9 protein-coding genes are annotated in these 13,493 nt (G+C 59.9%); 8 read left to right on the forward strand and 1 reads right to left on the reverse strand.

Annotated features, from left to right (window positions below; translation table 11 throughout):
• The first annotated feature begins 191 nt into the window (after positions 1-191).
• The 4 genes from BDB13_RS12250 to BDB13_RS12265 all read left to right on the forward strand — a co-directional run bounded on the left by BDB13_RS12250 (position 192) and on the right by BDB13_RS12265 (position 6,249).
• Positions 192-1,829: an AMP-binding protein gene (locus BDB13_RS12250; RefSeq protein ID WP_094271879.1), complete on the forward strand. Its 1,638-nt coding sequence runs from the start codon at positions 192-194 to the stop codon at positions 1,827-1,829.
• 3 nt (positions 1,830-1,832) lie between these two features.
• Positions 1,833-3,500: a sigma-54-dependent Fis family transcriptional regulator gene (locus BDB13_RS12255; RefSeq protein WP_094271880.1), complete on the forward strand. Its 1,668-nt coding sequence runs from the start codon at positions 1,833-1,835 to the stop codon at positions 3,498-3,500.
• A gap of 107 nt (positions 3,501-3,607) precedes the next feature.
• Positions 3,608-5,107, forward strand: coding sequence for an aldehyde dehydrogenase family protein (locus BDB13_RS12260; protein WP_094271881.1), 1,500 nt, complete (start codon positions 3,608-3,610; stop codon positions 5,105-5,107).
• 29 nt (positions 5,108-5,136) lie between these two features.
• A complete protein-coding gene (locus BDB13_RS12265) occupies positions 5,137-6,249 on the forward strand; it encodes an NDMA-dependent alcohol dehydrogenase (protein WP_094271882.1) in 1,113 nt (370 codons plus the stop codon).
• 56 nt (positions 6,250-6,305) lie between these two features.
• Here the strand turns inward: BDB13_RS12265 and BDB13_RS12270 are convergent, their stop codons facing one another.
• Positions 6,306-7,691: a hypothetical protein gene (locus BDB13_RS12270; protein ID WP_254922795.1), complete on the reverse strand. Its 1,386-nt coding sequence runs from the start codon at positions 7,689-7,691 to the stop codon at positions 6,306-6,308.
• A 200-nt stretch (positions 7,692-7,891) separates the two neighbouring features.
• Between BDB13_RS12270 and BDB13_RS12275 the strand changes: the two genes are divergently transcribed.
• From BDB13_RS12275 to BDB13_RS12290, 4 genes are all read left to right on the forward strand, one after another.
• Positions 7,892-10,126 carry an MMPL family transporter gene (locus BDB13_RS12275; protein WP_094271884.1) on the forward strand — a complete coding sequence of 745 codons (2,235 nt, stop codon included), beginning with the start codon at positions 7,892-7,894 and terminating at the stop codon, positions 10,124-10,126.
• Between the two features lie 114 nt (positions 10,127-10,240).
• Entirely contained in the window at positions 10,241-11,674 is a 1,434-nt protein-coding gene (locus BDB13_RS12280; RefSeq protein ID WP_094271885.1) for a hypothetical protein, read from the forward strand.
• Positions 11,671-13,032, forward strand: a complete 1,362-nt coding sequence (locus BDB13_RS12285; protein ID WP_094271886.1) for an outer membrane protein assembly factor BamB family protein — start codon at positions 11,671-11,673, stop codon at positions 13,030-13,032. Before BDB13_RS12280 ends, BDB13_RS12285 begins: the two co-directional genes overlap by 4 nt.
• A 133-nt stretch (positions 13,033-13,165) precedes the next feature.
• A complete protein-coding gene (locus BDB13_RS12290; RefSeq protein ID WP_094271887.1) occupies positions 13,166-13,426 on the forward strand; it encodes a GlsB/YeaQ/YmgE family stress response membrane protein in 261 nt (86 codons plus the stop codon).
• The last annotated feature ends 67 nt before the right edge of the window (positions 13,427-13,493 follow it).

A 13,493-nucleotide genomic window follows, 5' to 3' on the forward strand; every position in this document is an offset into this window, starting at 1 on the left:
ATCACTACAGTCTGTCCCGTTGCAGTTGGTGCACTCGGTGGCGGTGTCCGAACTCTGCACAGTTACGGCCGCTCCACAGCGTGCACTATGTCGTAGGTCACAGTGGAGCGGGTAAATTCGTCAGTGTGAGGGTCCGCCCACTGTGGACTCTTGCAGAGGTGCCTGGATGGGCGCCTGGAGAGGACACAAACATGAGCGCGTCCCTACCCAGTTACACCTCAGGCGTCTGGGATGGCCCGATGTTGGGTGACACCATCGGGGACAATCTGGATCGCACAGTTGCTGCACACGGCGACCGTGATGCATTGGTGGATCACGCGAGCGGGCGACGCTGGACGTATTCCGAATTCGGGGCCGCAGTGGATGCGCTGGCAGCCGGGTTGATCGGGCGAGGCGTGCAGAAGGGCGACCGGGTGGGCATCTGGGCTCCGAATTGCCCGGAGTGGACGTTCGTGCAGTACGCCACCGCCAAGCTGGGTGTGATCCTGGTGAACATCAACCCCGCCTACCGCTCACACGAGTTGCAATACGTACTCGAGCAGGCCGCGATCTCGGTACTGATATCCGCTCCCAGTTTCAAGACCTCCGATTACGCGGCGATGATCGACACGGTCAGGCCGCAGTGTCCGGACCTGACGTCGGTGATCCTGCTGGGCTCTTCGGATTGGACTGACCTGCTCGACGAAGGCGCCGCAGCGCAAGCCGCGGACCCGGGGCCGCTCGCCTCCGCTCAGGCTGCACTCTCGGCCGACGACGCGATCAATATTCAATACACCTCGGGCACTACCGGTTTCCCCAAGGGTGCGACGCTCAGTCACCACAACATCCTCAACAACGGCTACTTCGTCGGGGAGCTGTGCCATTACACCGAGAATGATCGGGTCGCGATCCCGGTGCCGTTCTATCACTGCTTCGGGATGGTGATGGGCAACCTTGCCTGCACCAGTCACGGTGCAGCCATGGTGATTCCAAGTCCGGCATTCGATCCGCGCGCGGCACTCGAAGCGGTACAGGCAGAAAAGTGCACATCGTTGTACGGGGTGCCCACCATGTTCATCGCGGAACTGGCGCTGCCGGACTTCGAGTCCTTTGATCTGTCGAGTCTGCGAACCGGCATCATGGCAGGCTCGCCGTGCCCGGTCGAGGTCATGAAGCAGGTCATCGAACGGATGGGGATGGCCGAGGTGTCGATCTGTTACGGCATGACCGAGACGTCGCCGGTGTCACTACAGACTCGTTCCGACGACACCATCGATCAGCGCACCGCCACTGTCGGCCGGGTCGGTCCGCACCTCGAAATCAAGATCGTTGATCCGGCAACGGGATTGACGGTTCGTCGCGGCGAACCCGGTGAATTGTGTACCCGTGGATACTCGGTCATGCTCGGGTATTGGCAGAACCCCGAGAAGACGGCTGAGACCATTGATTCCGCGCGTTGGATGCATACCGGAGACATCGGTGTCATGGACGATGCCGGGTACGTCGCGATCACCGGGCGGATCAAGGACATGGTTATCCGCGGCGGTGAGAACGTGTACCCGCGTGAGATCGAAGAATTCCTGTACACCCATCCCGACATCCTCGACGCCCAAGTGATCGGTGTGCCCGACGCCAAATACGGCGAAGAACTGATGGTGTGGATTCAGATGCGCGAGGGTGCCGCCGAACTCGACGCCGATTCCGTACGCGCATTCTGCACCGGGAAGTTGGCGCACTACAAAATTCCGCGTTATGTCCACGTGGTCGACGAGTTCCCGATGACTGTCACCGGAAAGGTGCGCAAGATCGCGATGCGCGAGTTGGCAATTGAACTGATCGGGCAGGGCTGAGTCGTGCCCGACATTTCAGGAGAGCGAGGTCCGGTTCGCCCCGAAATTGCGCTCTCCTGGAAGCGGTCGAGACTGAGCGGAGTGGACCCGTCCGCAGCCATTGCCGTGGATACCGCAGATCAGGACAGCGAGAGCCGACTACTGCGAGCAGCGACCCCGGTTCTCGACGAGGTGTCACAGCAGATCGCCGGTACCGGATTCTGCGTCCTGCTGGCAGATCGGGAATGCCGCGTTGTTGCTTCGGTGTACTCGAACAGTTCCGTTCAGCGGACGATCGAAGAATTGGGTGTGGTCAACGGATCACGGTTCGGTGAGGAACATGCCGGCACCAATGCACTCGGTACGCCGCTGGAAATGGGTCGCAGCATCGTCATCCACGGAGACGAGCACTTCCTCGACAGTCTCAAGGGATTGAGTTGCTACGGTCAGCCGATCCTGCATCCTGTCACCCGCCGGGTAGAAGGCATCCTGGACATGACGGGTGTTGTTTCCCAAGCGAATCCGTTGTTCGCGCCCTTTCTGGCCCGGGCAGCCGCAGACATCGAGAAGCGATTGTTGGAAGGTTCCAAGGCCTCGGAACAGCGCTTGGTCGATGCCTTTCAGCGTGTATCCCATCAACGGCACGTCGCAGTTGCAGCAATTGGTGACGACATTCTGCTGAGCAACCGGACTGCACTGGACCTGCTGGAGGCGGCGGATCACGCGTCGTTGCGTTCCTTGGTTGTCGACCTGCGCCCGGATCAATCTCGATTGGTCACAGTGGAATTGGCTTCCGGGGCGCTGGCGCGTGTCCAAGCCGACAGGATTTCGGGCGCCGACGGCGGAGCGGTTTTCCTGGTGGAACCGCTTGCGCGCGAGCGTAGGCCTATCCGGCGGACGCAGGAACGGGCGCCGTCTCCCGGTGAAAGGGTGCGCCGAGATCTGTTGCGTGCGCGCGGGTCGTCGGCGGCAGTTGCGATCTCGGGCGAGGCAGGTTCCGGCCGCACCTGCGCCGCTGCCGACGTAGCCGGAAATATCGACGTGAGATGGCTCGATGCCACGAGCGCCGCAATCGAGGGGCGTGAACAATGGATCAGCAATCTGGTGCAGGCTACGCGTCGGCGCACCGGCGTCGTGGTAATCGAACAGGTTCAGTTGTTGCCGGATTCAGTGGTGCCCTTGGTTGCCGAACTGATCGATTCGAGCGTCGACGGTCTTCGGATCTTGTTGACCAGTGGGCCTGTGCCTGAACTGCCGCCGACAACATCAGCCCTGATGTCGCGTTGTGCCTTCAGGATAGGCATTGCGCCACTGCGTGACCGACGATCCGAGGTGCCGGATCTCGCCCAGGCGATGCTCGACGGAATCCAGCCGGATCTACGACTTACGGCCAGTGCCGTCGAAGCGCTGTCGGCAGCCGATTGGCCGGGCAACCTCGCCGAATTGCGAGTAGTGCTGACGCGCGCCGCGGAGGAACGCTCGAGCAATCGCATCGACGTGGCCGACCTGCCGGAGGAATATCGCACGACAGCCAAAGTTTCCCGATTGGCGGGCCGTGAGAAGGCGGAGCGGCAAGCGATCATCGGGGCACTGAAAGACTGTGGCGGCAACAAGGTTCACGCCTCGGCGCAACTCGGTATCAGTCGCAGCACGCTGTATACGCGCATGCGGGCGCTGGATATCACCACCTAGTTCGGTGTGCACAGTGTGTGTACAAACTTCGGACAGTTAGGGCCCTCGGAACCGAGGAAGTATGGCGTGCATCACATTTGCACGTGACTACTTCAGAGGAGTTTTCGATGACGGCTGTAGCCGAACACACCATCAGCCCCGCGGTTCAGGGTTTCCTGAACGGACCGAAGAAGCTCTACATCAACGGCGAATTTGTCGACGCAGCAACAGGAAAGACCTTCGCAACCTACAATCCGGCCGACGGTCAGAAGCTCGCCGAGGTCGCTCACGGGCAGGCCGAGGACATCGACCTGGCAGTGCGTGCCGCGCGCACAGCTTTCGAGGACGGGCCCTGGTCGCGAATGAAGGCAAACGAGCGTGAGCGGATGATCTGGCGCGTCGGTGACATCCTCGGCGCCCGCGCCGAGGAATTCGGCCAACTCGAGGCGCTGGACAACGGAAAGTCCGTCGCGATTGCGACCGCCGTCGATGTTGCTTGGGCTGCAGACGTTTTCCGCTACTACGCGGGTTGGGCAACCAAGATCGAGGGCAGCACGGTCAACGTGTCCATGCCGTTCTCGCCTGGTGGAGAGTTTCACGCCTACACGCTGCGTGAGGCGATCGGCGTGTGCGGATTGATCGTGCCGTGGAACTTCCCCCTCCTGATGTCCTCGTGGAAGCTTGCACCCGCACTCGCGGCCGGTAACACCGTCATCCTCAAGCCTGCCGAGCAGACACCTTTGACCGCACTGCTTTTGGCCGAGGTTTTCGAGGAGGCAGGCTTCCCGCCGGGCGTCGTCAATATCGTTCCTGGTTTCGGTGACGCCGGCGCAGCCCTGTCCGGTCACGACGATGTCGACAAAGTCGCATTCACGGGTTCGACCGAGGTGGGCAAGAAGATCGTCGACGCGGCCAAGGGCAATCTCAAGAAGGTGACTCTCGAGCTCGGAGGCAAGAGCCCCAACATCGTGTTCGCCGACGCAGATTTTGATGCGGCGGTAGAGGGTTCGCTCAATGCGTGGCTGTTCAACCACGGTCAGTGCTGTGTTGCCGGTACTCGTCTGTACGTCGAAGATTCGATTTTCGAGAAGTTCACCGAAGCTGTCGCTCACGCTGCGAGCCAGGTAAAGATCGGACCGGGCCTCGATCCCACCACCCAACTCGGACCACTGGTTTCGCAGGAACAGTTCGACAAGGTCACAGGCTACCTCCGCGAGGGAATCGCCGATGGCGCCCGCGCGCTCACCGGTGGCAAGCGCTGGGGCGATCAGGGCTACTTCGTGGAGCCCACCGTCTTCGTCGACGTCAAGCCGGAGTTCTCGATTGTCCAGGAGGAGATTTTCGGACCAGTTGTCGCGGCGCTTCCGTTCAACGCAGACGACGGACCGATCAGTGCCGCAAACGATTCCATCTACGGCCTGGCCGCCGGCATCTGGACCCGCGATATCTCCAAGGCCCACCGCACTGCAAAGCGTCTGAAGGCCGGCTCGGTGTGGATCAACCAGTACAACGGATTCGACACCGCAATGCCGTTCGGTGGATACAAACAGTCTGGTTGGGGCCGAGAACTCGGCGCTTCCGCCATCGACCTCTACACCCAGACCAAGGCCGTCAACATCGCTCTCTGAGACCGACCCGACTAGCAAGGAGATCACCAGTGAAGACTAAAGCTGCTGTACTGCTCGAGCCTGGAAAGCCTTTCGAGATCATGGAACTCGACCTCGATGGTCCGGGGGTCGGCGAGGTACTGATCAAGTACACCGCTGCCGGACTGTGCCATTCGGATCTGCATCTCACCGACGGCGATCTCCCGCCGCGCTATCCCATCGTCGGCGGGCACGAAGGTTCGGGAATCATCGAAGAGGTCGGACCCGGTGTCACCAAGGTCAAGCCGGGCGATCACGTCGTGTGTAGCTTCATTCCCAACTGCGGTACGTGCCGCTACTGCTCGACCGGTCGCCAGAATCTCTGTGACATGGGTGCCACAATCCTCGAAGGTTCGATGACGGATGGTTCCTTCCGGTTCCATGGCAACGGACTCGATTTCGGCGGAATGTGTATGCTCGGCACCTTCTCCGAGCGGGCAACGATCTCGCAGCACTCGGTAGTGAAGATCGACGACTGGCTCCCGTTGGAGACGGCGGTAGTTGTCGGTTGTGGTGTTCCCTCCGGTTGGGGCACCGCCGTCAACGCCGGCAACCTTCGCGCCGGGGACACGGCAGTGATCTACGGAATCGGTGGACTGGGTATCAATGCAGTCCAGGGTGCTGTGTCTGCGGGGTGCAAGTACGTCGTGGTAGTCGATCCGATCGAGCTCAAGCGTGAGACCGCTCTGAAATTCGGTGCCACACATGCCTTTGCCGATGCCGAGAGTGCGGCCGTCAAGGTCAACGAATTGACCTGGGGTCAGGGCGCCGACGCAGCACTGATTCTGGTTGGAACCGTCGACGAGGATGTTGTCAGCGCCGCAACGGCAGTGATCGGCAAGGGCGGCACCGTGGTTATTACCGGATTGGCAGCTCCGGACAAGCTCACCGTTCACGTATCGGGTACCGATCTGACGCTCAATCAGAAGACGATCAAGGGCAGCTTGTTCGGATCCATGAATCCGCAGTACGACATCGTACGACTGCTCCGTCTGTACGATGCCGGCCAACTCAAGCTCGACGAGCTCATCACCAAGACCTACAGCCTCGAAGAGGTCAATGAGGGATACCAGGATCTGCGCGACGGAAAGAACATCCGCGGCGTGATCATTCACGACAAGTAGCGAGACCTGCTGTGCGCCTTTATTGACCGCCCGAGGTCAATAAAGGCGCACAGTGGTTACTTCTTGGCCCTCGACAAGACCTGCATCATCTGCAGCAATGTCGAGAACTTGGCAAATGCCGACCAACTGACCACGGATCCGAACGCCGCCGAATCTGCTCCGTCGAATGCATCGAGCACGTCGCGGAAGCTCTGAATCTGCTTGGTCATCGCATCGACGTCGACATGCGTCGGTGCATCCGAATCGCGCAGTGCCAGAAGATACTGAGGTGCCGTCACCAAAGCGACGGTCGGAATCTTCCGCTCGAACAGCGGTTCACCTTCGCCGAAATGAACAACCGGTGAAGGCGCCACGATCCGCCGGTCACCGGAACCGATGTCACGCCACAGCGGCGCAACGATATCGTGAACCTCGCGGCTGGTCGCGTACAGCACTTCAGGCTCCGGGGTGGCGTCCAACGCGTAAGTGCCGGCTGCAAAGTCCTCGGTATCGCCGAGTGCGCCGAGATGCTCAACTGCAATTCCGGCGACCGCGCGAGCTTGACCCGCTCCGCCTTTCCACATCTCGGGGTGAGCTTCGAGCCAGGTAGACGTCGCCTGTCCGTGTTTCGACACCGCGGGGATACGTAGGTGGCCTGTGGTCAGAACAAAGACATACGACCGTCGATGGGGTTGTGCCACAGCATGACGCGCTAGTTCCAGTAATCCGAGATGGCCGTTTTCCTCGGCGCCGTTGGTGCCGTCGCTGTGCGTGATCACCAGAATTGTCTCGTGGGGCGAGGTGCCGGGCGAGACCGCCCACACCGTGTCCGTCGTCGTTCCGGGGTGCAGAGTCGCGTCGAGCACCAGCGTCGCTCTCTGGCCGGCGCGGGCAGCAGCTAGAACTTTCGAGGCTTCGTCACCGGCCACCCACACGGCCGGGATGTCATGGTAGGGCTCAGTGAACGGAAGGTACTGGCCCCGAGCATTGTCCGGTGCGATGTCACGCCACACCGCGATGACGCCGAGCACGCCGGCTTTACGGGCCTTGGCAAGTTTCGGACCCAACAGAGTTGCAGAAAGTACTGGGTTCCGGACCATTTCGTCGGTCGTGATCGGGCCCCATTCACTGACCAGAAACTTGCGCGGCACGTCGATGTGGGGGACTTCGATGACTGCGATCGCGCCTTTGGCCCGCGACCATCGCGGACGCTTGGTGTTCAGGAGAACGAGTGGTGCACTGATGCCGGCAGGGCCGGTGATCCCTGAATACGGAAAGGCTGAGGAGACAACTACTGATCCGTCGGTCAAGTCGATTCGAAGTCCGTCGGCGCTGGTCGGCAGATCCCAGCGTTCGAAGGTTTGGGTGTCACGACGAACCTCGAGGTCCAGATCTTTCAGGTCGGCAGCGACTTCCTCGACGAGCATTCGGTGCGACTCGGTACCCGTTAGACGAGGTCCCATCGCGTCCAGGTGGAGTTGAGCAATTCGAAGTCGATCTATGTCTATCGGCGATGGAGTCGGCAAGCGCGTGCCTTTCGGATTTCGTGGAGCTAACGAAGTTGTGACGTTGATACTCAATGGCAATAGTAGTGATGTGGCAACGCGGTACGTTGTTCTCCAATGTGAGTTTTGCCGGTTTTGAATAGTAGGGAGCGTCCTCAGTGGCTACGTACCTGTACAGGTTGGGCAAGTTCTCTTTCCGCCACAAGTATTTGGTGGTGGCCGCCTGGATTCTCGTGATCGCAGTCATCGGCGGCACCGTAGCGGCAACACAGCCGACGTTCTCGAAGGAATTCAATCTCCCGGGCACAGATTCGCAGCGTGCGACCGGGTTGATGAACGAGAACTTCGCGGCCGCCTCGAAGCAACAAAGCCAGGCCACCACCAGCATTCTTGTGGCCGCCGACGACGGACTCGCAGCTCACAGCGAACAGATCGACAAGCTTGTCGCACAGGCGAAGACGCTCCCGGACGTCGTCAATCCCGAATTAGTTGTCAACCCGGTTACCGTTGCCGCGGCCGATCCGTCGGTTGCTTCCTTCGTTCTCGGCGACAACGGCCACGTCGGACTTATTCAGCTGAAACAGTCGATCAAGATCGAGGATCAGACGCAGGCGAATAAGACCGCATTTCTGGCTCTCCTGGAAGAATTCCGAACTGGTGGACTGCAGGTGGAAGGCACCGGCTCGATGATGCAGGTGCAGGCGGCCGGCGGGCTTTCCGAAATGCTCGGGTTTGCCGTGGCTTTCATCGTCATGATCATTGCCTTCGGCGCACTTATTGCGGCATTCATTCCGTTGGTAACCGCCATCGTCGGGATTTCGTTGGCGATCTTGACTGTCACACTCGGGGCTGGTGTATTCGACATCAATCAGGGTGTTATCGCGATCGTGTCGATGATCGGCATTGCGGTGTCGATCGACTATGCGTTGTTCATCGTCTCGCGATATCGAAGTGAACTCAACCTCGGAGGCAGTCGAGAAGCAGCGGTGGGCCGAGCCGTGGGCACGGCGGGTACGTCGGTTGTTTTTGCCGGTTTGACAGTGGTGATTGCGATGGCCGCACTGACCGTGGTCGGCGTTCCGCTGATCACTCAGATGGGGTTGTCGGCAGCAGTGGCCGTCATTATCGCCGTGCTCGGTGCAATCACTCTGATTCCGGCGATCCTCGCAATCTTCGGCCGTATTGCCTTCTCGCCGCGGATACCTGGTGTTCGCCACGGCGACGAACCCGCTTCGTTGGAATCGAACGGGCACCGGTGGGTGAAGTTCGTGACCAAGTATCCGTGGCCGATTGCGCTGATCTCCCTGCTGATCTTGGTAATCGCAGCGCTTCCCATGACCAAGATGGAACTCGGACTGTCCTTTACTCAGGACGAAGAGCGACCGGCACTGTCACTGCTGCAACGAGGCTTCGGTGAAGGCGTAAACGGTCAGTTGTTCGTTGTCCTCCATGCGCCGGCCGGAACCGACATCGCTCCGATCGCCGACGAGACCGTCACACATATCAAGGGACTGGCAAACGTGGCGACGCCCGATGTCCTGATGTGGCAGGGCAATGGAACCAATCCGAGTAATCCGAATGTCGGCGCCAATTCGGCGTTGATAGCTGTCACTCCGAAGATGTCCCCGAGTGGGCCCGAAACACATGAATTGATGAACCAGATCCGTGACTATCAGTCGACGGTGTCGGCGAGTGGAGCGGAACTCGGTGTTGCGGGTCAAACGGCAATCGTGGCTGATATGTCGTCGAAACTCAGTTCCGCGCTGGTGCCCTACCTGATTGTTGTTGTCGGTCTTGCCTTCATCGTTCTGATGCTTGTCTTCCGCTCGCTACTGGTACCGCTGACCGCAACCCTGGGTTTCCTGTTCTCCATCTGCGCTACCTTCGGCGCAACGGTGGCGATCTTCCAGGAGGGCGCGTTCGGGCTTATCCAGAACACCGCGCCGATCATCTCGTTCCTACCGATCTTCATGATCGGCGTGGTGTTCGGTTTGGCGATGGACTACCAGGTATTCCTGGTGACCCGAATGCGCGAAGAGTATGTGCACGGGCACTCGGCCAAGGAAGCCATCATCTCGGGTTACACCCATGGCGCACGAGTTGTCGCGTCGGCGGCGATCATCATGATCTCGGTGTTCGGCGCGTTCATGTTGTCTTCCGAAACCGCCAGCAAGATGATGGGCTTCGGACTTGCCGCGGCAGTCTTCTTCGACGCCTTTATTATTCGTATGATCGTCATTCCCGCGGTCATGTCGATACTCGGCGATTCTGCGTGGAAACTGCCGGCGTGGCTCGACAAGATCCTGCCCAACGTCGATATCGAGGGCGAAGCAATTCGTTTGATTCCGATCGAGGAGGATCCGGACGAGGATCTGGTACCTGTCCGAGTGTAGTAACGCTCTCGTCAATAGAAACCATTCGGTCGGTAACGAAATGGGGTTTCGACGCGACAGGTCCGGGGAGAGGCAACGCCCATTCGGCAAGCCTATGACGGACTGCGAGGGCTAGTGGCCGAGAAGAAATCCGGTTTCGATCGGACGGAGAAGTGGACCGTCGGCCTTACCGTCGTGTCATTGATGGCCGGCGGGATTGTCTTCGCCGGACTGGTCGATCGATGGAGTGGTTCGGAGTCAGACCTCGTCGCGTCGACCTCTGTCGGCACGACGTCCCAGGCTCAGGAGGAGTCACCCGATCCGAATTCGGAATACACCTACGTCACACCGACTGCGGTGTATCCGACGACCATTCCGGGTTGTGAGAGCGTCGATGCCCTCGAAGAGGGTGGGATGTCCATGATCTCCTACATGTCGAACACCGCAGAGACGTACGACGATCCACGGTTTCCGTGGTTCTCCGAATCCAAGGCATCGGCGATGTCGGCGGCACTCGCGAGCGCACTTCCCGAGCATGTTCAGATGAAATTTGCCAGCCCGAGTGAGTCGCTCCAGTTCGGTCCGATCTCGGCGCCGTCGGATTCAGATGAATTGCCCGAGGGTATGTCAATCGAAAATATGGCATCCACCAGTGCGTCCACAACGCTGATCCGGGACGGAAAGCTCGGCCGCCTTGATGTCTGGCTCCAGCGGAGTTCGGCTCCGATCCCACCGTGCTATGCCGGATCCCTCGTCGAACGTCGCACCTTGGCCGACGGCTCCGTCGTCGACGGTCAGGACACGTGGAGTGAGACCAATGGTGTTCGGACTCTTTCTCGTTCGGCGATTCTCTACGGCTCGGACGGAACCTTGGTCCAAGCGAATGCAACAGATTCGGTTTACCAGGGTGGCTCCGGGGTTGAGATCAGTGGCAGCGTTCCGTTGACTGTCGATGAACTCATCGCTCTGGTCAGTCTTCCGCAACTTCGGACTACTGCACCCGTTCCGGTGGGTACTGCTCCATTGAAATCCGACTGTCAGGGATCCGCGATCGAACCGACAGGGCGGGAATTGGATCGCGGCACTGTAGACGAGCTTGGTAGAGCTCTCGAATCAGGATGGCGCGCTGCACCTCCGGGAATGCCGAGTCTCGAACCGGCACTCGGGGCACTGGTTCTGGCCGCGAGTGACAACAGCACCGCGTGCCAGGAGCTTGTTGCACGATCGGGCAGCAATGAGGCGACTCTGAGGATATCGATCAGCAGCGGACAACCACTTCCCAAGGCGCCGAACAAGTATGACCCGTCGTACGACGGGCATCCGATTTCGTCGATCACCACCGCAGACGGTTCAGTGGTCGAACGCGACGAGCGCCACTACGCGGTCATGCCGATGGGGAATGGTGATGGCGCCAGTCAATCAACGAGTGAACAGAGTCGATACGTCACTCTGACTCGTCCAAGTGGGGCGCAGGTTTCGGTTTATTCGTCGGCATCGTCTCCGAATTCGCCGATGACCTTCGAGCAGTTGGAGTTTCTCGCGAACATCGACGGCCTGGAGATTCGATGACCAACAGGTTTTCGCCGAAAGCACGTCTGCGGATCGCTGCAGTCGCAGCAATAGTCACTGTCACCGCAGCAGTCGTCACGGTGATCGATGCCGGAAATCGCGCGACGCCTGTTGCCGACGGAGTGCCTTTGTGGTCCGTGGACGCTGCCGAGGTTCTCGGGCGAGAGTTCGCGGTATTTCGAAGCCCTTTGACCGGAACTGACTTCAACATGGAGATGGGAGGATTCATCGACGCGGATTCAACGATCGTGACGATGGTCGGTATGCCGAATCGGCAGGCGTACTCGCTCGACGACGCGGAGTTGGTGGGACTCGACGCCGCGGACGGCACGGTTCGGTGGCGAACATCTGCTGCCGATATCGGTGGGTGTTCCCCGACTCTGCTCGACGGTTCGGTGTTCTGTTTCTCGGGGCCGTACGTGTCCGTCGACGGCTATTCGCTTTTCGACATCGAGAGCGGCGACCGCAAGGACATTGCTATGCCATGGTCACCGATCATCGCCGTCGTCTCGGGCGATGATGTACTCGCCCTCGAAGGCGATATCGAGAGCAACGATGTTCGTGTCCACAGCGGAACCGTCGACGACCCGGACGCCAACTGGTCCAATGCATTCGACGTCGGAGGCTCCTGGGAATCCGGCTATAGCGAACCCATACTGTCGGTGCGCGGAAATCTGGGTCTGATTTCTCTCGACGAGACGCTGGGCTTCGATCCGAAGACCGGCGAACAAAAGTGGTTGCGCGGCTACACCACCTGCTCGACCACGCACACATCTTCCGACGGGGTTACCTTGGTTTCGGAACGTGACTGCGAGGGCGACGGGCAGGCGACGAGAGAGTACGCACTCGATGAGGACGGGCATGAATTCGCCCAGGCAGATGCGGCCACTACTGGATCGAACTCCTATTTCGAATGGCGCTACAGTCATGACGATCCGACAGAATCGGCACCGATCATATTGGGGGACAGTGGCTTCGATCGGAAGACCGGCGAGAAACTGTGGACCAACCGGGAAGTATTCGGTGTGGCGCAGTCACTTTCGGTGATCGGCGACGTGGTCGCGGTCAGCGGATCCGAGACCGGGATCCAGTTCGTAGATCTGTTCACCGGTGAGGTTCTGTGGAGTTCGAGCGCTGAGCGTGCCGCTGACGTCTTCTGGCAAGGTGACGTCGTCGTGGACGAGGGAATTGTCTACGGAGCGGATCTCCGGACGGGGGAGCGCACTTGGGAGGTTCGAGTCGAACCTGATGGCGAGGGCCAGTTCGACACGTGGGCGACGCCGCGTGAGTTGTGGGCCGGCGAGCAGGTGCTCTTGCGCTCGAGTGAGGACCGAATCATAGCCGTGCGGGCCAACTGATGCTGTGGATGTCAGGTTGCAGCTCGGACAATAATTCGGACAACGGTCGCCGGTTGTCTGTAACTGGGGTTATTGTTCGACCGAGCGGTGATCTTCCGTCCGCGTGCGTGCACGACATGTGAGAGGGGCTGTCATGGGTCAAATTATCGGAACCATCATTTTCGGCGCAGTCATCGGAATTCTTGCTCGACTCGTACTTCCCGGTAAGCAGCAGATGGGGATGATCATCACCGTCCTGCTCGGTATTGCCGGTGCATTGATCGGGTACTGGGTTTGGGAGGGTCTCCTGGACAAGGGGAACACGAATGGAATCGACTGGATTCGCTGGATCATCAGTATCGCGGCAGCGGCAGTTCTCTCGCTTGGTTACGCAGCTGTGACCGGCAAGAAGTAGAACGACCGCACCAGCAGAAAAGTGCGCCCTCCCGATCGCGGGAGGGCGCACTTTTGGCTGGTTTGAC

The sequence above is a fragment of the Rhodococcus sp. OK302 genome (assembly GCF_002245895.1).
GTDB lineage: Bacteria > Actinomycetota > Actinomycetes > Mycobacteriales > Mycobacteriaceae > Rhodococcus_F.